Raw genomic sequence first — 25723 nt, forward strand, 5'->3', positions numbered from 1 at the left:
ATCATGCTTTCTCTTTTTAAAAAGAAAAACTTAAACAAGACTGGAGAAGACACAACGGTGTCCTCTGAAGAATTATTAAATGAAACGAGTGCTAATCTTTCTGCTGAGGAAGAAGTGGAAACATCACTTCACTACTCTCCTGCCTATATGCCAACACAGGAATTAAAATATGTATATCAATTCTTAAATCTTGATCTGACTCCACTTAAACCTAACCAGGTATCACTTTCTGGGATCGATTTAAAACAGGATGGTGGAGATGTGACGGTTACAGCCTTCATTCGCAACAGTTTGGATAAGGCGATTCAACTACAAGAGATTCCTCTACTACTTTTAGGTGTAGAGGATGAGATGTTGGGTCGTAAAGTGTTCAACTTTGCTGAGGTTGGCGAGATACCAGCGAAAAGCAGTACGCCATGGGTTTTCACGTTCAGTGGAGATGAATTGGCTACTGTTGAGGAGTTCCCTAAAACCGGCTGGAAACTTGCTTTTGAATTAAAGACGGCACGAAGACATGAACTAGATTTAGAGGAGAGCTGGGCGAACAGCCTTCCTGAAGAGGACAAAGCTCGCTTGCACCAGCTGGTCGCTGAAATTCAAGCACCGAAACCTGGTGAAGTGAACTTTATGGGACTTCAGGCGAAGCAAACTTCCGAAGGCAATTTGCATGTGACGATGCTCATTCGAAATGGCTCGGATAAAAATATTCAGTTGCAGCAGCTGCCTTTAGAAGTAACAGATGCCTCTGAAGAAGTCATCGCAAAAGGCGGATTTACGCTGGATGATTTAGAAGTGAAGGCAAACACGAGCAAGCCATGGACATTTATCTTCCCTAGCGACCTCGTGTTGAAGGAAAATGTAGACCTATCTGTGTGGAAAGCTTATCCACCGCAACAACATTCTTAAAAGAATAGCATATGAAGCCAACTTCATGAGGACTTATTTTATAATAAGTTCTTGTGGGGTTGGTTTTTTTGTTGGTGTGGGTTGATTTGAGTGGGTGGTGAGGGGTTCGTGGTGGGATGAGGGTTTGCGAAATTTGTCGTGGGATGTCGACTCGCGAGTATATTGTGCAAATTCGTGAAATTACAGATAAAATTCGTGAGATTATCAACCATTTTCGCGAGATTATCGCCCATTTTCGCGAAATTGTTTCAACTTAAAGTTACAAACTGAACTCCGCGCCCTCCTTTTAACGAACAAAACCATACCTAAATCAATAGGTATGGTTTTTCTCCACTTATTTTTCTTCATTCACGGGTGTTTCTTCTAAATTCTGAACAGATTGAGATTCAATCTGACCATTTTCCGATTCTTTTACTGAACTTTCTTCTACAGCGTGATCTTCAGTAGTCTCTTCCGTAGATGAACCCTGCTCAACTGCTGGAGTTTCCTCACCGGTTGCTCCCTCTTCTTCATGAGTCGGCTCTCCACCTGGTAAAGTGCCTTCATCTGGCGTTGTTTCCTCAACCGGAGCAGTCTCCTCACCCGGTGCTGTTTCTCCATCCACATCCGGATCAGCAGGAGCTGTTCCTTCTGCTTCAGGCTGCTGCTCTTCCACATTTACAGCTTCCGTTTCTACAGCTGGAGCTTCCTCTGCTGGCTGTTCAACCGCAGCGGCCGCATTTGAAACATGGACCGTCCATTCACTCTGAGACCATACGACATTGAAGCCAAATGCTTCAGAAATAATACGGATCGGCAGCATCGTTGTATTTTGATCAACGACTACTGGCTCGCTCATGAAAATGTATTTACCATTTACAGAAATAGTGCGTTCTTTTAAGTTGATGACCATTTTCATTCCGTCTTTTTCTGCGGTAACAATATTGTTAGCAAATGTAACCGTTGCACCCATTGCTGTTAAAAGATCACGAAGCGGTAAGTATACTGTGTCATATCCATAAATATGTGCTGCAGGATCAAAGTTTTGCTTTACCCCATCAATTGTCACGGCAACTGGTTTCGGATTTTTTACGTTCGCATCCATTACGTAACGATCTGTGATTGAAGCTGTATAGGTTGCGTTATCCCACTTTGTTTCAGCTCCAAGGGCGTTCGCAATAAAGCGAAGCGGTACCATCGTTCGGTTGTCGATCACTTGAGGTGCAGCATCAAACGTTACAGTCGATGTGCCACTAGCCGAAACGACGGTCGCCGTTTTTGAGCCAAGCTTAAAGGTTACCGTTCTGTCCCATCTGCTTGCTTTTATCACACCAGTTGAGACATCGTAATTAACTGTTGCTTCTAACTTTTCAAAGATTCCACGAAGTGGTACATACGTGCGGCCGTCTTTTGCAAATGCATCTTCATCATAGCTGAAAAGCTCGCCATTCACTTTTACGGTAATTTTCTGTTCAGGCTCGTAACGTGGACTGTTCACATACAGTTTATAGCCCTCTTGCGCTACATAAAGCCCAACATATTTATTCTGCGACCAGATCGCTGGATACTCTGAAACGGGAACATGCGTATTGCCAGCATAGTTTCCAAGTTCAGGTGTGAATCCTGGACGCTTGTATTTAATAATGAACCAGTCTGTGTATCCTCCACCCGAAGGATTTGTTCCAGGATAGATCAGGCTGTATCCTGTCATATTTCCGATCGCTTTTGCGTAGGCGTGGTCTCGGTTATACCAGCTTCCTGTTTGATGAAAGTTCCAATACAGGATCTCGCCACTCGTATGATAGGCGATGGCCATCTCAGGATTAACCTGTGCGGTGAAATTCACCATCACTCTTGATTCTGCTTGGTTAACAGGCGCAGTACCTTTGTAATTGCTCCAGGATGGACCTGGTTTATTGTTCTTGATGTTCGCCCAATCTGCAGCATATTGTCGGTTAAGATCTACACCACGAGCGTTTGCTTTCCAACGTTTAAAATCTGTGCTGCCTTCGTTCATGTTGATGAGTTTAAACTGATCTGCAGACGGAAATTTCGTCAATCCGTACTGTTGCAGCGTAACACCGTCCGGATTTACCATCGGCACAAACCACATCGTTGTTTTGTTTAACACATCACGAACGTTATACTTTCCTAAAGAATCACCGTTCGTATATGCACTAGCATATTCGTCAATCATATCCATGGATAGATTCGTAGAGATCCATTCACGGGCATGATGTGAACCATTAATAAGAACATTCGCATTGCCTTTTCCTAGTTTGATCGCATAGATCGGACGATTATATTCACTGCGTCCAATCTCTTTATAGCTGACTAAGCCTGGATAGTGCGCCGCCAGTTCTTTCATGTCTGTAATCATCTCATCATATGTATAAAATTGATTTGGATTTACAAGATCGTGTGCTGCTTCCACCGTTTGGTTTCCCGTAAAACTAAACGTCGAAAACAAAGAGACGATCAGACAAAGAGCCATAAAACTATGAAGTTGTCGCTTCCCCAAAAATATTCTCCCCTTCCAAAAATAAACTACTTTAGTAGATTATAAGTATTATGAAATGCAGTCAAAGTGAAATAGACTTATCTTTTGTTAAACTATTGTTACAAAGCATCTATATTTTGGCTACTTTATAAAATTCTTCAAATAACGACAAAAACCTGCCTAAAATAGACAGGTTCTTGTAGGATGTGTAACTTAGTACTTCTTTTATCGGCTATATTTAGATAATGTTTAGCATGTTTTTAAAAGATTATAAAAATTAATTGATATAACGATCTAACATGGATGAAAATTCAGCACGAGTAATCGGATTAAGCGGACGGAACGTACCATCTTCATACCCACTCGTTATTCCATTAGCTAATACAGTCTGAATTGAACCGTATGCCCAGAAGCTTTGTTTAACATCTGTAAACGATTTTGATGTTTGTCCTTTTAACTCATAAGCTCGTTGGATAATGGACGCCATTTCACCACGACTTAAGGTCTCGTCTGGTCCAAAACGGCCATCAGGGAATCCTGACATCGCGCCAACCTTTGCTACAGCTGCAATGGTTCCATATCCATAAGTACTTGGTGAAACATCTTTAAAGCCTGGGTTAACGACATTTTTAGTTTCAAGCCCCATCTGTTTTGAAATCATTGTTGCTGCTTGAAGACGAGTAATCTTGTCATTAGGACCAAATTTTCCATTCGGATAACCGCTGATAATGTTCTGGCCCGTTAATTTTAAGATCGACTCCTTTGCCCAAGACGCTTTTTCGAGATCAGTAAAGAGTGGCTCAGCATAACCGGCATCATAAACCGCTTGCAGCTTATCAAAATAGATCGTTCCTTTGTTATGCTTAGCTGCATTTGTCTCAGCAAAATATAGCTGTTTCACTTTTATCGGATACGCAAGATCGGAACTGAGCTTAACGTCAGCATATTTCCAACCCTTCCACGTCATTCCACCTTGCTCTGTAAAATCAATCGTTTGAGCTTTTCCTGCAGCATCGACAATCTGACCGCGAAGCCAGTGACCAGATCCATCATTATGCACCCATACTCCAAGTGAATGAGGATTGCCTTTTACAGGTATCGCTTGTTTAGCATCTAGATACGCAGCTGCTGTTTCTCCACCGCTATTTGTAAAATCATAGCTAACTTTCGCTGCAGATCCTTCTCTTGCTAAATAGGAATCTCCAGATAGTGTTACTTTCGAACGTGCTCCAATCGTGCTCCAATTAGCTAGCGAGTTAAATGAATCGAGTGGCAACACTTTTGTATGGGATGGAACTGAATTTGTAACTGTAACGGGAATCCTTGCTACAGCTCCACCATGAGTAGCGACAAGTGCACCTTTTCCTTCTTTTTTCGCATAAAAGACGTTTCCTTGCATGATTCCTACTCCACCTTCAACCGTCCAGTTTAACTGTGATGATGTTAGGTTGAGACGGTTATAGTTCTCGTCTAGCGCGTATTTTAACGGAACAGCGCCACTCATTCCTACTTCAAGTGCTGGCGCTTCGCCTAAAACAAGCATTGCTGTATTCCCTGCTGGTGCTGTATTAACAACTTCCAGAATAGAAGAAACTGCTCGCTCCACTCCATCTGATGGTGTATTCATTAATACCGGTTCATAAGCTCCGTACGGACGTGCAACCATCGCTGATGATCCACCTCCATCTAGGTTCATCGCATAATCTGCACCAAGCGAGATCAAATAGTTTGCCATGGCTGGAAGACTGGAGCCTTTACTAGCTGAAGAACGCCCATCATTAACGATAAAGAAAAGCTTTTTATTATCTTTATCGTACGCTACAACCGTACGTGGAGCTCTGTCTTTTACAAGATAGTCATTACTAGACATTGAGATTTCGACTTTTCCGTTACGAACAAGCATTGGCCCGCTGCCTAAAATAAACTCGGCATCTTTCCATTTTTGCTCGATGTTCGCTGAAACGGACACCTTGTCTCCTGGTTTTAAGCCCGCTAATTGCTTAGAAAAATCGCCACCTGCAAACGAAACGATCATTCCTCCTTTAGGAATGGAACGGTCAGCTTTTTGACTTAATCTCGTAATCTCTGAAACCGTTCCTGTGATCGTATCACCGAAACCAATCTCAGCAGGATCTTTTGACGTATTTGTAATAATTACTTCTGTGCCCCATTCGTTCGTACCCGAAGACGCTAGCTTGTTATCCTTTGTATAAAGAATGCCTGCTTCTGATTCACGCACAGAGTTCATGCTGTATAACGGCAACGTTTTTCCACCAAATGAAAATGATAGACTTGGACGTGTATAGTCAATGATCGGCTCTCCATCAGCACCGATTCCGAATCCGACTGCTACATTCATTGGTGACGTTGAATCTCCTGTTACAACTCCATAGTTTACGATTTCATTGTTTTGTGAAAGAACGCCAGTGGGTGCATATCCATACTTATCGTTTGAGCGAAAGAATGAAGCATTTACAGCACCAACGACATAATGGCCTGGACGATTATCTAATTTTGCTCTTTTGGAAACCGTCATTAACGAACTGATCGGATTCGGCACCCCTACCTTTACGGTTGTATGAGGCTGCCCCCATTTTGTTTCAAGCATAAAAATATCTTGATTCGCAGAAGCACTTTTATATGTAATCTCTTTAAAAGTTGCACTTTTTGATAGTTTGATCTCTTTCACTGTTTTTGAGTTAACAAACTCTGAAGCGTATGTATAACTAGCACCGAAAGCAGTCTGTCCTGCTAATAAGAGCGCTAATACAGCCCCCGTTTTCCTCTTTAAAAATCTTCCCCGCATTCTCTTCTTCCCCCATACCTTTTAATGTAATTTTTTCCAACACCTTTACTATTTTATAATAAATGTAATAGATTGCAAGATTATGTAAAAATATAGTGAAAAAGAACTAAAATTGTTTTATTAGGAAAATTAATGTAGAATTCGGATATGAAGTTACATATAGTAGTTTTTGATGAGTTTAGTAGTGAGGACACCTAAATACGGAACGAAGAATTACCGATATAAATGGAGCACGGACCGAACTATATCGCCGTGACATTCATTCTAAGATAAAAATCACTAGTAGAATTAGAGGTTTAGTTATGAGAAGAATTGTATTGTTTGGAATCTCAATTGTATGTGTACTTGTTTCTTTAGGTATCTTATTTTATAGCATCGGAAAAACATCGCTCGTTGGAATCGCCGTTTTTCCAATGTGGTTCATGTTTGCTTCTTTTAATCCCGAAACAGGTCAAACAGGATTTCCAATTGTATCCCTATTGTTGTTAGCATTTGAACTAGCGTTTGTTTACATGAACTTTTACTTTATAAAAACCGTTCTGAAGTGGAGCATATCGTTCAGCACCCGGTTGAAGGACAACATGGTGTTTCTGTTAAATGTACTTTCATTTCTTAGCATATTTCTTTCGGTCACTTTGATTATTTCAACGTTAATTCGTAAAGATTCAAGTTTCTTTGTATTCTATGAATCACTATCTCCAGCATTTAAATATGAAGAAACGAACTTATTCTTATCCAACCTGCTATTAATCCTCACCTTTTTATCGGCGGCTTTCTTAATATATTTAAACATCCGTTTCATAAAATGGGTTACTCACCGCTTTAGAGGTAGAAAGGGGCACTTGATCGAGCAATCCTAAACATCATAAAAAGCTCCGCAAGACGAAGTCCTGCGGAGCTTTTGTTTATTTATTTTTCTTTTCTACTTGTTTGAGGATACTAGAAACAAGTGAATATCCTTCTTCTTTAAGAAGTGGTCTGTTCTCATCAACACGCTTAAATACCTCACCATTCAAGTAGCCTTTTTTCGCAGCGGCTGCCCATGGATTATTGTGTTGCTTATCACTCTTGATAAACCACTCGAAGATATAACGTGCTGCTTTGTCACGAGTTAATGATTGATCACCTGAGATTTCTGGCCAGTCTATCTTTTTGTATAGCTCTCGGTCGGTTCGTTCAACACCATTCTTCACCATCCACACAAACTGCTCCTCTGTAAATGGTTCCTGTGGCTTCAGGTCATTTTCATAACCTGCGAATAGAAGACCTCTTGTATACAAATCTTTTACCGCTGGATAATACCACTTTCCTTCATATAAATAGTTCAGTTTAAAAGGATATAAGTGAGCATCCTTTGCGATTAACTCTTTTTGAAGATTTTTAATGAGCTTCTTGTCCTTTGACATCTCACGGAAATTCACTTCTTTTTCATAAGAAAGAACAGAAGCGATGCCTGCTGCCTCTGCAGTTGACATTCCTGTAGGAACGATTCGAGCACTGCCCGCTGCTAAGGACGAAAAGCCGGATGCTTTACTCGCTACTAGTAAGTTGTCAATTTTTTTTGGAACTAGAGAACGAAACGGAATCGCGTACTGCTTAGGGTTTAGAATAATGTAATCCTCTCCGTCTGGTTCTGTCGCTTGCACATCTACGGGATAAGATCCAAACGCAATCGAGTCCCAATGATCTTTGTATTCCCAAACATCAGAGATAGGAAGCTGATACTCTGCCTTAATGTGTCGCGTTTCACGTACATACAGTTCATCCGGAAAATCAGCAATCTCTGCATTTTCAAAACCAGGGAAATTCTCTCGTAAAAATTTCAATACATGCTTTGTTTCTTTTTTCCCAATCTCAATCGCTTCTTTTTTAGATTTCTCGTCTAATCCATCTACACCAAAAATCTGTAGAGCGTTAATATAGATGTCACCGTCCGTTACGCGAGCAATGTTGAGTCCGCGCAATCGAGTCCGTTCACTTTCAGGCTTATACGCTTCTACAACACCCCAGAAGCCATATGCCGTACGTGGTTGAACGACTGCTTCCCCAAACGTCTCATCCTTCGCAACTTTATATACCTTGCTCCAGTCCACGTTCTTAAAATGCATCATGAGCGTGACCGACATACTCGTTTCTTTCTTCCCGATGTCCTCTTGACCTATAAAATATGGAACTTTTGCAAGTGCCGCAAAATCAGCATGTGCCGTCGTATCAATGTATCGTTTCGCTTTATAACGCATCACACCGTCAGAGCCTTTTGTCTGAATCTGCTTGATCGCATTCTCGTCTTCAGTAAGTTCCACTTTTTCCACTTTTGTCTCGAGCTTCAACGTAATATTCTCTTCGTTCTTTACCAGTTCATCAAAAGCTTTCTCCGCTTTATCCAGATCAAACGAAATTTCTTTATCTACCATCTCATGCCATTCTTTAAATATTCCTGCGTTGGCTGGTTTTTTGTCCTTATCTATCCCAAGATCTAAGAAGTTCAACTCCCCGTATGTAAACAATCCACCTAGTCCATCACGTTCTACTAACATGAGTGTCTTCGCTCCTGCTCTTGCAGACGCAACAGCAGCTGCTACACTTTCAGGTTCACCTCCAACCACAATTACATCATACGTATCGAGTGGAAGGTTCTCGTCGATTCGAACTACATCATCATTCTTATACAGATAATAGCCTGTAGCTGCTCCTCCTGCTAGTACCATTACCAATATTACAGCTATCCATTTTTTCAACATGATCCCTACTTTTTTCCGGACAAGTCTTAACGACTGCCTCATTCATATGTATAGAAGTACATCTCTTATTCTAGCAAAACTCTATTTACAAGTTTAGACAAAATATGAACAAATCATAGCAATATGGAAAGGAAAGTTACCATGAAGAGTAGATTTCTTACTATTTCCACTCTTTTCTTTGCTTTATTTCTATTTGTATCTGTTAAACCTGTTAAAGCGGATCATGGAATTTCTATCCAGCAACGCACCGGTTATCTTGTTGATGATTGTACAGACACTATTGATTTTTCAAAGTCATTTTCAATGAAATTAACTTCAAAAGGATATGGATTTGTACCAATTACATCATCTATTGAGCCATATAACTTCTGGAACAAGTATGATTTGAAGTGATGAGGTGTTTGTATGGGGTTTTGTGGGGGTGGTCCGCTGTAGTTAGAGGGGCAGATGAACAGTGGAGTAGTTTCTGTGATGGTAATTTCACAGAAACAGAAGATAATCTCACGAAAATATTGATATTCTCACGAAAAAACTCCATAATCTCACGAAAAGTAGTCATATACTCGCGAGTCGACACCCCTCGACACCAACCAGCAACCTCCTAGTCAATAAAAAAAGCTAAACCACCTTAAGTGGTTTAGCTTCCTCACAACACCAGCTTACTTTCTATACGTACCGCCATAGTAATAATACAGCTCAAACCTATAAGCCTCATTGAGAGTATCTTCTTCCACAGATAACCATACAACTGGCTTTTCCTCATTAAATTTAGGGAGCCAATGAACATAAAGATCCCTGTATTGATTCTCCTCATTGACGTTCCAGTCCTGATCAATTTTATAAGGTGTACCGTGCAGTTTCTCCAAGCGTGCTTTCATCTCATTAAACAACGTTGTTGCTTCTTTTTGTGTCATTTTTTCAGAGCTGTATTGATATGAAATTCGATTCAGCATCCTTTCTTTACGGAAAAATTCAAAACTTGCATATCCTCCAGGTGCAATCGTGTCATCATTTTTGTAGCTGAGGTACGGAAACTTTGAATCCACATAAATGTCACCTTTTTGAAGTGATTGCACTTCAACATCATCCATTCCTAACAAAACATCCGTAATCGTCTTCATTTTATTCAAAGGTAGCTTGTGGAAAAATCCACTCGTCTTGATATCAGAGTGATTCATTGAGAAGTATTGCTTCCATTTCTCGACTTTTGAAGTTGATTCATAGTACTCGATCGTATTGTCTAAATCAAGCTCGCTGGATAACCCGATCACGTCACCTTCATAATTAAAAAGTGGTGTACCGATAAATGAGTTTACATATGGAGTCTTCGTATAAAGCTGCTCACTCAATCGATTCTCAAAACCATCTACTTTTACTTCAGTTCCTTTAGAAGCATCAATCGCAACAGCTTTTTGCCCTTTCGAAACACCAGAAAAATGAACGTTTACAGGCTTGATCGTTAATGGCGATGCTAACTTTATAAGAGCTATATTTTCGATAAGGTCCATATCTACAATACCTTCAACCTGAACCTTCTCTCCTTTCACTGTCTCAATGTATGCTCCTTCAGCTTGGTTTACAGCAGTTTGTGTTGTCAAAACGAGACTTGGACTAACGACAACACCAGCCCCTTTATTAATATAAGGCAAACCATGCTTCAATTTTGTGATTGTTACTACCTTTTCTTGGTTTGTTTCTACAAACTTCGTAAAATCAGCTCCTGTTATATGTACGCTTTTATTTCTGGAATCGTAAGCGACCTTTGCGTGCAAAGTCTCTCCCACAAAACGTAGTGGTACTACAACCCGGTTGTTTACCGCTTGAGCTGGCACATCAAGTATTCTTTTCACTCCGTTGATATAGGCCGTTTTCGAGCCTATCTTCAAGTAAATATTGATACTATCCTTCTTAATTCGTACAGTTTGGTCAGAAGATTGATACGTAACAGTAGCTCCAAGGCCCTCTGAAACTGCTCGGATTGGAACAAGGGCACGGTTCTCTTTAATGATAGGCTGCTGGTCGTATTGTTGCTTTGCTCCGTTCATATATAACGAAATGGAACTACTCGCATCCGCTTTTTCAGAAAATGTTAAAGGTGATAACGTAAGTGAAAGTCCGATACCTAAACTTATAAGTTGATTTCTAAGTCTCATTATAAATTCTCCTTCTATCATCTTTAATAAACCTTTGCCGAACTAGAAAAAAGCCTTGAGCTTACCTCAAGGCTGTGAATCATTTTACTCTTGTTCCTCTTCAAAATAAGTGTCATAAAGGACACCTGTTAAGTAGTCTGTAGAATACACTTTCCATGAATCATCACGCTTGATCAGATGATACATGCTAGAAAGATCCTCTTCATAAGTATCTGTCACATTTTTCTTTAACTCTTCATCATAATAAGTGATCGTATACTTCACGATAAAGTTTTCTACATTTACTTTTGCAAAGCGAGTTGAAGAAGAGACAAGCGTTAACTTCGGTTCACTAATCAACTCTTGTTTTTCTTCATAGAAGAATTCTTCTTCTCCTTCTACAGGCTCTTCATCTTCTGGAATCTCTTCTTCATATCCTAATCCAAGGAATTGACCCATCATCGCATGAACAAGGCCATAGTGATTCTTGTCGTTTAGCATTGTCAGTTTATCGAGATCTTGTTCATTAAAAGCTGCCATGCCATCTTTTTCGTTCTGTAGAACTAGAGTCGTTAGTGCTCCTGCTTGAGGAAGACCTACTTCTTCTTTCCAAAGCGCTCTGCGAATCATAACTGCAGCTTCTGCACGTGTTGCGTTTGTGTCAGGAGAAACTTGCGTAGGAGACGTTCCACCTACAATTTCAACTTGGTTGGCTTGACGAATATGATTATACGCCCAGTGGTTGCTCTTTAAGTCAGCAAACGTTTTTGCCGTACCTTTCGTAAAGTCCACAGTTGGATCGAATGCTCTAACAAGGATCGATGAGATTTCAGCACGAGTGATCTTGCCGTTCGGATCAAAAGTTGTTGCTGTTTTTCCAGAAACCACTCCTAATGCACTCGCCGTGTTGATATCGTTTTGAGCCCAGTGACCTTTTGTATCAGTAAATGCTGTTCCGGTTTTTGTTGTTTCTAACTCCAATGCACGAACGATCATCGCAACAAATTCAGCACGTGAAATCGTGTTGTTCGGTTTTAAATAAAGGTAAACAATTCCTTGCTTGCGGTTATATTCTTTTTGACCACGTAAAATATCAGCTTGTAACAAATCAAGCATTTCTGTCTCTGCCCATGTATCCCACGTATCATCTGGATAATAGTTATCCCACGGATCTTTATACTCTGCTTTAACCGGTGAAGCGATTGTTCCAGCTAGGATCGCCGCACTTACTAATCCCCCAATAAACTTTTTCAAAAAAGTTCCCCTCGTTTCAAAATATTATACATTACGGAAAAATTTTATAATTTTTACAACGTTTTGTCCTATGTCATTTGTACTATTTTTCAAAAGTAATTTTAGTTAAAACGCTTGTGGTAACAGGTTTTATAGATTATTACACCGTTCGACAATATTCGCTATCAGCATCTCCATTGTTTGCAGCAAAAACCAATACTTCACAATGTTAAGTTATTTTATAAAAACAAAAAGACTCATCACAATGGATGAGCCTCCTCATTAATTCTTTTTCATTATATTTTCTAATACATCACTAAAAATAACTTTGTCTGATATGGATATTTCTTTCTTTGCTTGATCATAAGCAGGTTTACACAAATTAATATCCGTTATCTTTCCTGTCTTACCGTCAAAGCATGTACCTTTATCAAAGAAACCATCCACCGATGACTTGTAGGTGTAGTCCCCATTCGTAAATGATAGGTCTCGCTGAACGACCAACTGGTTCTGCTCATCAAATAAGTTTCCACCCATCATAAAACGATCATTAAACGGAATCCCTAACGCATGAAGAATTGTTGGCGAAAGATCAAGCTGTCCACCCGTTCTTTCATACACACCTTTTCCTTCGTCGTTCGGCAAGTGCATCACAAGCGGAACTTCGTGGAACGTCTTTTCAATGTTGTATGGCGTATACTCTTCTCCGGCAATTTTCATCATCGCTTCGTTGTTATCAACGCCATAGTCGTGATCTCCATAAAGCAGTAGTACGGTCTCGTCCCACAGATTTTCCTTTTTAAGACGTTCAACTAGCATACCAACCGCTTCATCTACATAATGAACAGAATGAAGATAGTCTCCAACAATGTCCCCTTCATATTCTCCAACGTCCAGTTTGCGGTAACTCGACTGGATATTATAAGGATGGTGACTTGTTAGGGCTACCATAAATCCATAAAACGGCTGCTTCATTTTTAGAAGCTCATCAACAGACTGCTGCATGAACGGTTTGTCACCGAGTGTCCACCCTGCAATCTCCCCGTCTTTAAAATCACCTTCACCAAAGAAGTGGTCAAATCCATAATTATCATACACCACATAACGGTTCCAGAAGCTCTTCTTATAAGCATGAAACGCCGCGGTTTCGTATCCTTTTTGTTTTAAGATACCAGGCAGCGCATCGAACGTGTTACTCGGATATCGCACATAAACAGATCCCGAATATAACGGATGAAGCGATGCGTTCGCTAGAAACTCAGCATCCGACGTACGCCCTTGCCCCGTTTGAAGAGAGAAGTTCGGGAAGTACATGCTGTCATTGATCAGTTTATTAATATTCGGCGTAATTTCCTCACCGTTAATCTTTTGATTGATCACAAAATTTTGGAATGCTTCCAGTTGAATCATGATCACGTTCTTATCTTTTGCCACACCATAAAACGGCGTTTCCTTACTCATTTCTTTTTGATGATTCGCGAACCAGTCTTCGATCTCTTCTGACTCTTTCGCCGAAATCTTCTTTTGTTGAAAGACCGTTTCGTTCACAAAACGATAAACATCAAAACCATGGAATCCTAATAGACCCGTTTGGCTATAAAGCGCCATGTTGTACCAGTTGCTCGCAAAAAGAGCCGATCCGTACTTTTTCGTATATTCATTGATCGGACTCATGATAAAGAGGTATCCGATGATGAGTGCTGCCAATCCCAAAGCGCCACGTGTTACGGCACGCGCTTTCAACTGCCCGTTTCCTCGCTTGATCAGAATGATCGTCAGTGGAATTAACACGAGTAGGTCTGCAATAAAAATAAGATCTTTTCCTTGAAATAAATCTAGGATACTACCAGAAATCGCCCCAACTTGATTAGCTTGCGACAACACCGTCATCGATAACAAGTCATTGAAATATCTGTAGTAGATCAGGTCTCCCACTATTAAAAAAGTGAGAATTCCATTCAGGATAAGTAAGCTGATCCAGCGTTTGCTTTGTTTTAAGAAAAGCGTCCAGAACGAGACAACAAGTAGCGCGCCCGCACTAATTAACGTTAATCCCGCGTAAAATCCAATGATTGTTCCTTCATTTAAAAGTTTACTAAGGCTCTCTTTTACATAGCCCACAAGACCCGTTTGAGCAAAAACGGTATCAGAAAAAGCAGCAAATAAGTAGAGTTTAAGAAAGACAGCGATCAGAAAGGCACCATAAAAAAAGAAGTCCCATCCCCAGCGCTTAAAACCTTTAGAAATCATTCACGTGTATCCCCTTTCAGTACCTCTATCATTTTACATTTATATATAAAAAAGGGCAATCATCCCTGATTGATGATTGCCCTTTAGTAAAGAACTCTATTAAATAAGAAGAATAATGTAAACTCTGGAAATTGAATAGAATGAGGAAAAACATGAAAATACTATTCTAATTTATTTAGTTGTACTTACTGTAATTTTTACTCTTTTTTTTCGGTCATTAATAATACTTGAGCAAATAACAACTGCTATAATAAATATTGCTATCCATTTCATTACCTGAATTAAAAGCAGATTTTTTTCATAATCGCTAGAAATCAAATCTTTTTCAACTATAATTTTATTATTTTCAGTCATTATAGTAATTCCTTTTACGGAAACGGAATTACTGATACTCTTTAAATCTAACCACTTAGTATTAGGAATATCTTCAAGGAAAGTTATTAATTTTTTAAAATCCTTTAATCCTAAGTAAGGATGATAGAATCCGGAAATATAGGCATTTGAAAATAAACTATAAAACTCTGCCTTTTCCTCCATTTTAATAATCGCATTTGGATCTTCTTCCTTAGCAAACCCAATTGTCTCAGGTAACAATACCATCCCTTTTAAAAATTTTGGCTGTGATTTATAAAGTGGAGCATAGATTGTTCTCCATGTTGTATTTGAAATTTGCACCTGGCCTATATAAGTTGAAAAATGATTTGCAATTATTTTATATCCTTCCTTCGACATTGCATAATGCGGAGCTTCAAAGGCTAAAGGGTATAATTTGTGAGCGACTAATTCTTGTACTCCTTGTTCAACCGCTTTCTCGATATATTTCTTTTCAAAAGCTTTCTTTTCCTGAATATAGTTGTTGAATTCCAGTAACGAATTAAAATCTTTTTCAAACATTGGCTTTTCATTTTTCTTCTGTAGTATAGGGCGATCATTCTCTACGTCCCAAAATTCAAATCCTTCGCCTGTTTCGCTATCTCTATATTGATGTTTATATCCATGTAGGATGATCGAACCACCATGATCCTGCATATATTTTAATACTTTTACCAAGCGAGGTTTTTCAGAAAGCTGTATTATCTCACTTCCTTCTGTATATACAGGAATGACAGCGACCATATATGGTATATTTTTACTATAAAGATACTCAGCGAATTTTTTTAAATTTTCAGGATCTGTTTTTGGATGAATATCCTCTAAGCGGATATACTTTAAATTTAGTGGAATTGCAGTTTCCTGAAAAAAGTTGAATAGAGATTCTCCTAGAAAGAGACCAATGGGGTTATATAGTGATTTAGAAGCAAAATAATATGTTCTGTAGCTTGAAACAAGCAATGGAACTTTTTCGTTATTGTTAGTTGTTCCTTCTAAAAGCACTTTTATTGAAGGATTATTCGCAGTAATAAGATTAATAATTCGTTCCTCTGGTAATTCTTTTGATATTTTTTTAACTTTAACTGATATGGATTTAATAATTACTTCATCTTTAACATGTACAAAGGAAAATCGAGGGAAATAGTTAATATTCTCCCCTATTGCCATAACATTTCCTTTAAACTCTTCAACAAACATTGTAAGTTCACTTGATATTTTCTGTTTAGATAATCCAAAATAAATTAAATAGGAGTAATCCTGTAAATTAGAAAAACTATTAATTTCATTTTGAGATAAAACAGTTACCTTTGTTGAAAAATGCCCAATTAAAGTTTCTAAAATTTTTATTTGATTTAGATCGTTTGAATGACTTGAATAGATAATTAAAACTTTTCTGTCTACTTCATCAGCTTGAACTGACCCTAAGTTAAACAAAATAAAGCAACAAACAATTATACATAAAAGAATTTTATTCATTTCGGTTACCTTTCTAACATAATAGTTTGTATACTGCACTAGTTTATATCTATTAAGATTGCTTAATATCAACCGAATATCAGTAAAAAATGATTTCAACACAATAGTCAACTTCTAAATCTTATATCATTGCTATACATCAAAAAAATTCAGTTTACTTCTCTTCAAGAGCTAATGCTACTTCTTCCATAGCAATGTTACGAGTATGTTCAGTTCTAACCCACTTTTTATTTTCAGTTGTAAATGCTGCCCAGATAAATAATGGAATAAAAGAATAAGAGATTAAGAAAAAACTTGGGATTGCTTTAAACATAGTAATTTTGCGCATAGCATCTATTTTTACTGAATATATCATGTAAAACACGTTAAATGAAACCAATATAAGCCAAATCCATATGGGGATAAAAGATTGTGCCCAATATAAAGGAATCAACCATTTTATCGACACTACCAAGCCAATTAAAGTAGCCAATATTATTTTTCCAGGATTAATCAAGTACAAAAATCCATCAAAGGCACGGATATCTAAATCACGGATACTTTTCCATAACAGTGGCAACGCATATTTAAAACATACATCCCAATGTCCTCTTGCCCATCTTAACCGCTGAACACAAGAAGTGATAAATCCTTCTGGCTTTTCATCATAAACTCTAGAATGGTGATTCCACTTTGTAAGTACGCCTCGTAATAAGCATTGCATAGTAAACTCTAAATCTTCTGTTAACGAAGTAGCTGTCCAACCTATTTGACGAATAAGATAAGTTTCAACACAGAAACCCGTACCACCAACCGTGTTGCCTAATCCTAACCTTGATTTTGCCAATTGCCACGAACGGTTCATATAATAGTAGCTTGTAGCAAAAGAAAGAGTAACCCAAGTATCATTTGGATTTTTTGTGTCTAAATAACATTGAATCAATCTATCCCCATTACACAAGTGATCGTTCATTTCCTTTAAGTAGTTCGTACTAACAAGATTATCAGCATCAAAAAAAGCAACACCATCAAATTCGCGCGTTAAATCTCTTCCGAAATAATCCAATGCATATTTAATGGCATAAGGTTTACCTCGTTTTTCACCGGGTAAGTAAGTATGTTCAATTACAGTAACTCCAAGCGAACGACTAATACTTGCTGTAGAGTCTGAACAATTGTCTGCAATTACAGTAACAGTATAAAGGTGTTCAGGGTATTCCTGCTTTTTAAGATTTTGAATCAAACTCCCAATTACTCTTTCTTCATTGTGTGCTGGAATTAATATTAAAAAACGCTTCTCTGGTCCATGTTGTTTCTGCTGGCGGGGTCTCCCAAAGCCAAATAGACTAATTACAACCCAGTAGCCCCAGAAAGACAAGACACTTAATTGCAAAGCGGTAAAGCTGTATATCAAAAACTCTTCTCGAAGCTCCATAAAAAGTGAGACCGTTAGTAATAATAATGAAAATACAAATAGAAGTGCCTTATTTTTTTCCCAAAAAAAATACTTTAGTCTATTGGTCATAACAGTCCCGCCTTTATAATGAATATTTTGTTCTATTTAAAGAACAATTAATTCTATTATAGGGGGATGATTATTTACAATAAAATCGTGTTTCGCACCGTATTGTTCTCAAAAAAGAACAAACGCTTTATATTTCATTGTATTTCTTTAGAATTCGTATCTTTTCACCTTACTGGTACATCAGCTAACTATGAAATACCGATTTTATTTAGCCAAATGAATCTAAATATCATAATCGTATATTCAATAATAAATTTTTAAATTGTCTACCTAGAATAGATAAAAGAAAACAAAAAAAGCCTGCAGCGTTTGCTGCAGGCTTTTGATCTTATATTTATAGTATTTCATAATACCCTTTAAATTCAGAAATATGCTGAAATGCATTCTTTGTATCGAAAAGTAAAGAGGCTTGTTTCGCAATCATCTCATAATTAAAGTCACTATGGTTTGTTGTTAGAATAACTAGGTCACTATTTTTGATCACATCTTCAGTACATGGTATTGTATTGTAGATTTTGTTGTTAACAGCAAAAGTACCTACATGCGGATCACAGATTGTAAGGTTTGCTCCTAGATTCTCCAAGTTTTCAATTACTGGTAATACAGGGCTTTCTCTCATATCATTAATATCTTTTTTGTAGGATACTCCTAAAAGAACAATGTTTGAATCACTGATTGCTTTTCGTTTGCTGTTCAACATCTTTTGAACACGATACTCAATATAGGATGGCATTGTATCATTAATCTGACCTGATAGCTCGATGTATCGTGAGGTTATATGCTTTTCTTTCGCCTTCCATGTTAGGTAGTAAGGATCTACAGGGATACAATGTCCACCGATTCCTACACCTGGATAGAAAGGCATGAAACCGTATGGCTTTGTATTTGAAGCTTCAATGACTTCCCACATATTAATTCCTAAACGTTCGCAGATCATTGTCATTTCATTTACAAATCCGATATTTACAAAACGGAATGCATTTTCAAAAACTTTTGCCATCTCAGCTACTTCAGTAGAAGATACGCGGTGAACATTATTTCCTACAAAAAGTGCAGCTAAATTCGTACTTTCTTCATTCATTCCACCCACTACTTTAGGTGTATTACTCAAAGAAAATGATCGGTTACCTGGATCTATTCGTTCTGGCGTATAGGCAACAAAGATATCTTCACCAGGTGTAAATCCAGATTTTTCTAGCTGAGTAATGATAATCTCTTGTGTAGTTCCAGGATAAGTGGTGCTTTCCAAAATAATCAGCTGGCCCTTTTGAGCAAATTTTGAAATATTGCTTATGGCAGAAGTCACATAGGACATATTCGGCTGCTTGTATTGATCTACTGGTGTAGGTACACAGATCGTCAAAATATCCATATGTTTAACTAATTCAAATAGAGAAGTTGCTTGTAACCGTCCTCCAGATACTAGCTTGCTCAATTCTTCATCATCTACATCTGAAATATAATTAATTCCTTTATTTATGGAATCAATTTTTCTATTATCAACATCAAATCCCATAACTTTATAGCCGTCTCTTGCCTTCTTTACAGCTGTAGGCAGACCAACATACCCTAAACCGACAACCCCAATGGTTGCTTCTTTTGATTTTAATTTTTGTTCAAGGTCACAAGCATAATTCTTTTTATCAGTAAAAATCAAATCACTAGCTAAGCCGCTCATGATTTCCCTCCTTATTATTCGTTTTTTATCTTGTTCCCCAACCAGTGGATTTTAAAGTTAGTAACGCGTAAAACCTTAATGGGAAAAGCAGTCCTAGATGAATTAATCCATATAACGGTGCCATTAAGAATACAATGGGGCTCTTTAATATATAAAATACATTTCTTGCATAAGCTGAGAATGTTAAATATCCGAGGTAATATAATAATAGAATGTACCCGAAGGTTTTTATCTTAAACACTAGAGCAATTATGATAATGAATCCAAACATTAGCCATAATGAAAGCTCTAGAATAACCCAAATTAATGTTTTAGGTTTCTCTAATCCTATTTTAAGAGCGATGATGCTCTCTCTAAAGAAAGACTTATTCCACCGAATTTGCTGTTTCAAAAACTGCCTTAATGTACTTGGAACATCCGTATCACAACGAGCAGTTGACTGATACAACGTTTTTCCTTTTAATATTGCATAATTAGTCAAGCAACGATCATCACCGTATTGAACGGCTTCTCCTAAAAACATTTGATTTCCATAGTCTTCTAGATTATCAAAGATGACTTCTCTTCTGTAACAGCTGATGGGTCCTGAACAAACAAGTACATTCCCTGTAACAGACTGTGCTGCTCTCTCAACACGAAATGCGTTATCATAACGCATATCCAATAGCTTAGTGAAAATGTTTTCGTCTTTGTTTCTAGCATTAATGTGACCTGTCACTGCCATAACTTCTTCATCATGGAATGGACGCAGCAATTCTCGAACTGCATCTGGGTATACATAGCCATCACTATCTACTGTAAAGATGATATCTCCAGTCGCCTCTTTAAACGCCCAAATTTGAGCATGTCGCTTCCCTTGATTTTTTTCTAAACGATGTACAATCAGTTTTGGTAAAGGAATACCTGAAGAATTGGTTTGATTTATACGGCTTTCCATTTCGGTTTTATACTTAAGCACCGCTTCATATCCCGATACATCCTTACTTCCGTCATCAATTAAGAACACCTCATGAATTGGATAATCCTGTTCCAATATACTTTCAACTGTCTTAATAACCGCATCTGGTTTTTCATTATATGAGGGAATGATAACCGATACTTTATAATCTAAAGTTTCTTTTGTTTCAGGCTTATATTGAAACGATAAGAGCATTTTTCCAATTAAATAAGTTACCATAATTGATCCATATATCCCCAATGACATATGTAGCCCGCCTTTTGCTTTGTAACTAACGTATGCTAGTGTTAAAACAAAAAAGGTGAACAAAGTAATGATGAGCCATTTTTGTTTCTTTGTTTCCAACTTAACGCCTCCTTAATTATTCTATATTTCTATATAACTAGAGATTTAAAATCTTTCTTCAAACCTCTTTATACTAAAATAACTAATAATAGAATACCATTCCTACTCTTACACAATATTCCTGATTCATTTTTTAATATTAAAGGACCCACATAAATTTGACAAGCTTTATTGGAATAATTTTTCGTTATAAATACGCTTACAATATTAATAATAATTTAATGAAAATTAATATTTTTTGTTTGATTAATATAGTAACCGTTTTCAATTCTATATAAAAAAATTCCTAATCAGCATGATTAGGAATTGAAAATATTCTATTGGGTTGTCAAATAAGTAATAAGAACCTGATTATTTTCTTCTTTTGTATAATCCGTGTTTTGACCATTTACATAAACAGATTTAATGTCAGGTGCATAAAAGAGTAAATCAATAGTTTTGAATCTATCAATACCTTTAAATTCCAGGTGAAGTGAATCTTTATTTATTTTCGATTTCATTTCTTCCTCTATGTTTACTTTAACCTTTGGATCTATTACACCTCTTGCAGAGAGGAGCTGACCACGCTTCATGTCGAGATAATTTAAATAATAGAAGTGGGACTGGTTCTTCAAGTCCACTCTTACACTATTACTTGTTTCTTTGTAGCCTTTAATACTTGCTGAACTGTTATTTTTATATGGCTGATAAATTTTAAGGAAATTCGCTTCATTTCCGTTTTGTCTCTCTATTAATATTGGGCTCAATTGATTAGGTTGAGTTGAAGGTCCTGGGCCAGTAGCTCTAATCAATTTTCCATTGTTTGATGTGGGTATTGATATAACTCTCAGTCCAGAACCTCCATCATTGAAGGTTGCATTCCAAGTAGAATTAGATTTTACAGTACTCACATCTTTCAAATGTTCGTAGCCGTTGCTGCTATAGCCAAACAACGATTTAGAATTGGCGCTCCACGTCTTAACATCAGTAGCTAGCTTACCCAACCCATGTAAAAACCAATCATATGAGTGTTTCTTCTTAGGATCTGACACTTGAAACCAATCGACAACATAATCATTATTCATCCATATGGCTCGAGAGTATTTTATATCATAAGCCTCATTAGCTTCTGCATACATATACTTAAATGTCTTGGTATCAATAAATGAAACCATATTACCAGTAGTTTCTTGCTGAGGCTTTCCGTCAACTACGACTGTATTATGGCCAATCGTTTGTTTATACCATGTTCTGTAAAGAGGATGGGAGTATGCTGGTGTACCAAAGTCAGGCGCTAAATTCTTACCTACTCCAAACAAATCAATGCCAAGTTTATCAAGATGCCCGTGTGAACCCCCATGAGGTCCATAATCCATTAATGTATAAAGCTGGTCCACGCTATTGGGTGTATCCGACCTAAGAATCCCATGTCCGACATCCTTAAAATTACTGCTTCTGATCCCACTATATGTGGATGGTAAAATTGAATCTTCACCAAAAAATAGAGCAAAATCCCCTCTCCTATATAAGGTTTTATATTTTTCATTCATTAACCAAGCATATTTTGAATCCTTATAATTGGTATATGCTGATTCATAGTCGTAATAACCCTTAGAAGAAAAGGAGTTAATTAATGAGGCTCCATAGCTTCCACCATCATTATTTGAAGGCAAGGTCAGATTAGGGTAAGCATAGAGCAATGGCGTATCAAACATCTTTTTGAAATTTTCATTTAAGAATAGATTATAGTCCCATTTAGCTGCAGTTTCGGCTAGTATGTTTAGTGGTGCAAGTGTATATGCATGATAGGCTATTGAGCCTTCCCACCAAAAACCATCCGATTCCACTCCGTTTTCCATCAAGTATTCAAAACCTTCTTTACCATATACCGCCTGTTGTAGCAGCTGACGGTCTCCTAACACAGCACCTGCCATACCAATTGCAGCATTGTGCCACGCTTGCCAGTTTGATCGCCCGACTGAGTAGCTTGTAATTGATTCAATTGAAGGTCGAATAAGGTTTAATTCTACGTTTCTTTTTGCCTCATCTGAAAATTCACTGTGATTGTAGAGCAAGTCATAAGACTGAATAATATCTACCATTGCTACTGACTCATCTAGCGATTGCCAAAACATTCTTCCACCTCGACTTTGAAGTGGATACATAGGATAAGCATCGGCATAATCATTTAGAATCCTAATCGCTTCGCTTCCATAGTTGCTATTACCACTCAAGGCATACGCTACTGAAAGATTCTTTAATGCTTGGGTGGCTTCATTGTGTTTATAATAATTCAATCCCGCATCAAATTTTCCCCCGTAATAAGTACTGTTCTCAGATTTACAAACATGCTTCCCTTTATCAAAAGTGAGGGATGAACCATCTTTGCAAACATACCATGATGGATGTCCTGCATAACCCATTGGCACCGTAATTTTTGCATTCAGCCATCTATTCGCTTCTTTTTCAATATACTTCCAGTAATTGTTGGCCCACTGTTCTTTTTTAATTCGCTGTTTTGCTCTTTCCAGTTGAGAGCTTCCGATAAAAGAGTTTGGATGTTTATGTTTAGCAAGAGAATAATCCACTGCTTCATAATTTAAAGAAACATCTGATTGATTAGATGACGAATCTGCGACTCTAACATAAAGTTTATTATTCTGACCCATTGTTACTTTCTGCATAGAAGAAACAATAAATGTCCCTTCACTATCAGGTAATAGGATTATGGTTTGTACATCCGTTTTAAGAATATCTTTAAATTCACTAGGTATTTCTAATTTATATGTGTTTTTTTTGGTCCCTTGATTTTTTACGTGAATAAAAAATTCTAGATAGTCACCTACAGCCACTCGTTTTGTACTAGTCAAATTATAATTAACTTCATTGCTCTGAAATGTAATTTTATTCTTTTCCATATCTGATTCTATTCGCAAATGAGTAAGATCTTCAAAGATTTCTTTAGAGATCATTGGGGTTTTTCCTATTTTTTGAATCTTTTCACTCAATGTAATAGCTTTTCCATTTACTACTGCACTGTCTGAGTTTAATTTTAAAACAAACGTGTCATTTCGATGGCTAATAGTTGCATACTGATTCGATGTATCCCATGCTACTCTGAAGCCTAGAGACCGAAAGGAATCATCAATGGGCATCCAAAGAGTACTTCCTTTCCAAACAGGCTCATTACTCAATTGAACTGTACTTCCATTCACCATGAGTTTAATTTCCTTTGATGAGAAAACAGTCGTAGTTATAAACAACGTGACTAATGTAAAAACAATGATTAAGTTGACTTGAATTTTTTTTCTCATAACTAAACCCCCATACGTTTTACCTTTTATCGTCTAATCTAGGGAAATTTAAACATTTCTGTTATGACGTAAAGTAACAAGATGAGGATCAGTTATATTAACTTTTTTTTGATTAACAAAATCTTAATATATGATTTATAAACATGATTATTAGCATTAAATGTTGGATTTTTAGCACATGTATATTATTAAAAAATTCTAATAATTATATTTGGATAATGAAAAGGGTGGACTTGGGGTTTAAGTTAATATATTCTTGTTAAGTTAAAAAATATTATATTAGGAGAGGATAAATCTTGGGTAATCAATCTATTCCAGATGACACGATTAAAGATTTAGACAGTACTAAGCCTTTAACGCAGTATAATTACACATTAGATACGTTGAGGGTTGCTGCAACATTTATGGTTGTACTCATACACCAAATGTCAATTTATTACGAAAATGGTTTTGATGGTTTTTGGAATTTTTTCTTATATCGTTTACTTTTTGATATTTCCGTACCCATTTTCTTTGCAGCAATGGGATATTTCATCTTCACAAAAGAGTTTGGAACAGAATCTAAGAAAAAATTAAGCACAATATCACTGAAACGTTCTGCTCGTTATTTTAAGTATTATATTCTTGCTAGTGCTGTTTATGTTGGTATTGAGTATTTTGTCGTACAAATAGATAAGGCATATTTAAACTATAATTCTATGGAAATTTTCATGAGTCGTTTTACTCTTGACCGTTTCATTAACGGTACAATTGGCGGTGTACACCTATGGTTCTTAATGGGAGCTGTTCTGAGTTTTATTCTATTCGCTATCTTGTTCCGTTTTGGTGTTCACCCAGCTGCTATGATTTTAATTGCTGGACCATTATATTATGTAGGGCATATTCAACCATTAGCAAATCTTCAATATGTCGATCAACTAATTGCTGATGAAGGCTTGTTCATGGGGATGTTCTATATGACAATCGGTATGTTTGTTCGGGCTTTAACAATCAAGTACAATCCTTCTTATCTACTAATTGCTATAGGCACGTTACTTATTTTCCCATTTGCACAATATTTTAAATTTGGACCACCACCTTTTATTTTCCTTACAGCCTCAACTATGTTTTTCATCATCTATGCAAGAAGTAAGGGTTCAATCGGAAAGAACAGCAAATTTATTCACCACTTTTCTAAGTACAGCTTATTTATTTACCTGTTCCATTTAGGATTCTTACGATTATCAAATAAGGCTCTGCAATCCTATAATCACACGAACGGAATAACAAATCCGTTTTGGAGTGAAGCCTGGTATTTTCCTGTTGTGTTCACATTAGCAATTGTTGGTCCCATTCTTTTATTTTACATTTTATATGGGCCAATCCTAGTATATAAAAAGCAGGCAAAGAAAAAAAACATTGATTTACATGCAACAGTATAGAACTAAACACGTAATTTAGAAAGTATTTCCATTTAACTGATACAACACTTAGTCTCATACTCCAAAGGTAGTAATAATTCAATTATCAACGAGTCTCTATCATAAATTACCTACAGTTAAAGACAGCCC

General features: G+C 37.3%; 15 protein-coding genes. 4 read left to right on the plus strand and 11 right to left on the minus strand.

The features are described from left to right. Positions 1 to 3 precede the first annotated feature (3 nt). Positions 4 to 906 (plus strand): accessory Sec system S-layer assembly protein, encoded by a 903-nt coding sequence (locus I5J82_RS14380; RefSeq protein WP_198768409.1) that lies wholly within the window; start codon positions 4 to 6, stop codon positions 904 to 906. Positions 907 to 1240: 334 nt separating this feature from the next. Here the strand turns inward: I5J82_RS14380 and I5J82_RS14385 are convergent, their stop codons facing one another. Both I5J82_RS14385 and I5J82_RS14390 read right to left on the minus strand, forming a co-directional pair. Beyond that, positions 1241 to 3406 (minus strand): stalk domain-containing protein, encoded by a 2166-nt coding sequence (locus I5J82_RS14385; protein WP_198768410.1) that lies wholly within the window; start codon positions 3404 to 3406, stop codon positions 1241 to 1243. Positions 3407 to 3662: 256 nt separating this feature from the next. After that, on the minus strand, positions 3663 to 6191 hold the full coding sequence (locus I5J82_RS14390; protein WP_198768411.1) for an S-layer homology domain-containing protein: 2529 nt from the start codon (positions 6189 to 6191) through the stop codon (positions 3663 to 3665). Positions 6192 to 6493: 302 nt separating this feature from the next. Between I5J82_RS14390 and I5J82_RS14395 the strand changes: the two genes are divergently transcribed. Further along, positions 6494 to 7051 carry a hypothetical protein gene (locus I5J82_RS14395; protein WP_198768412.1) on the plus strand — a complete coding sequence of 186 codons (558 nt, stop codon included), beginning with the start codon at positions 6494 to 6496 and terminating at the stop codon, positions 7049 to 7051. A gap of 45 nt (positions 7052 to 7096) precedes the next feature. Here the strand turns inward: I5J82_RS14395 and I5J82_RS14400 are convergent, their stop codons facing one another. After that, positions 7097 to 8929: an FAD-dependent oxidoreductase gene (locus I5J82_RS14400; protein WP_198768413.1), complete on the minus strand. Its 1833-nt coding sequence runs from the start codon at positions 8927 to 8929 to the stop codon at positions 7097 to 7099. A 144-nt stretch (positions 8930 to 9073) separates the two neighbouring features. Here I5J82_RS14400 and I5J82_RS14405 point away from each other — a divergent pair, with 144 nt between their 5' ends. After that, the gene (locus tag I5J82_RS14405; protein WP_198768414.1) at positions 9074 to 9325 is read left to right on the plus strand and encodes a hypothetical protein; all 252 of its coding nucleotides are present in this window, start codon (positions 9074 to 9076) and stop codon (positions 9323 to 9325) included. 266 nt (positions 9326 to 9591) lie between these two features. Here the strand turns inward: I5J82_RS14405 and I5J82_RS14410 are convergent, their stop codons facing one another. The 8 genes from I5J82_RS14410 to I5J82_RS14445 form a co-directional block, all read right to left on the minus strand. Then, a complete protein-coding gene (locus I5J82_RS14410) occupies positions 9592 to 11085 on the minus strand; it encodes a stalk domain-containing protein (RefSeq protein WP_198768415.1) in 1494 nt (497 codons plus the stop codon). Positions 11086 to 11169: 84 nt separating this feature from the next. Beyond that, entirely contained in the window at positions 11170 to 12318 is a 1149-nt protein-coding gene (locus I5J82_RS14415; RefSeq protein ID WP_198768416.1) for an S-layer homology domain-containing protein, read from the minus strand. Positions 12319 to 12579: 261 nt separating this feature from the next. After that, entirely contained in the window at positions 12580 to 14547 is a 1968-nt protein-coding gene (locus I5J82_RS14420; RefSeq protein ID WP_198768417.1) for an LTA synthase family protein, read from the minus strand. Between the two features lie 171 nt (positions 14548 to 14718). After that, positions 14719 to 16395 (minus strand): polysaccharide deacetylase family protein, encoded by a 1677-nt coding sequence (locus tag I5J82_RS14425; protein ID WP_198768418.1) that lies wholly within the window; start codon positions 16393 to 16395, stop codon positions 14719 to 14721. 154 nt (positions 16396 to 16549) lie between these two features. Beyond that, positions 16550 to 17899 carry a glycosyltransferase family 2 protein gene (locus I5J82_RS14430; protein ID WP_198768419.1) on the minus strand — a complete coding sequence of 450 codons (1350 nt, stop codon included), beginning with the start codon at positions 17897 to 17899 and terminating at the stop codon, positions 16550 to 16552. A gap of 334 nt (positions 17900 to 18233) precedes the next feature. Next, positions 18234 to 19577: a nucleotide sugar dehydrogenase gene (locus I5J82_RS14435; protein ID WP_198768420.1), complete on the minus strand. Its 1344-nt coding sequence runs from the start codon at positions 19575 to 19577 to the stop codon at positions 18234 to 18236. Positions 19578 to 19602: 25 nt separating this feature from the next. Then, a complete protein-coding gene (locus I5J82_RS14440; protein WP_233096498.1) occupies positions 19603 to 20880 on the minus strand; it encodes a glycosyltransferase in 1278 nt (425 codons plus the stop codon). A 317-nt stretch (positions 20881 to 21197) separates the two neighbouring features. After that, complete coding sequence (locus tag I5J82_RS14445) at positions 21198 to 24173, minus strand: heparinase II/III domain-containing protein (RefSeq protein WP_198768421.1); 2976 nt, start codon at positions 24171 to 24173, stop codon at positions 21198 to 21200. 296 nt (positions 24174 to 24469) lie between these two features. On the opposite strand from I5J82_RS14445, the gene I5J82_RS14450 reads away from it, so the two are divergent. Next, positions 24470 to 25594, plus strand: a complete 1125-nt coding sequence (locus I5J82_RS14450) for an acyltransferase family protein (RefSeq protein WP_198768422.1) — start codon at positions 24470 to 24472, stop codon at positions 25592 to 25594. The last annotated feature ends 129 nt before the right edge of the window (positions 25595 to 25723 follow it).

The organism is Fictibacillus halophilus, from assembly GCF_016401385.1.
Classification (GTDB): Bacteria; Bacillota; Bacilli; order Bacillales; family Fictibacillaceae; genus Fictibacillus; species Fictibacillus halophilus.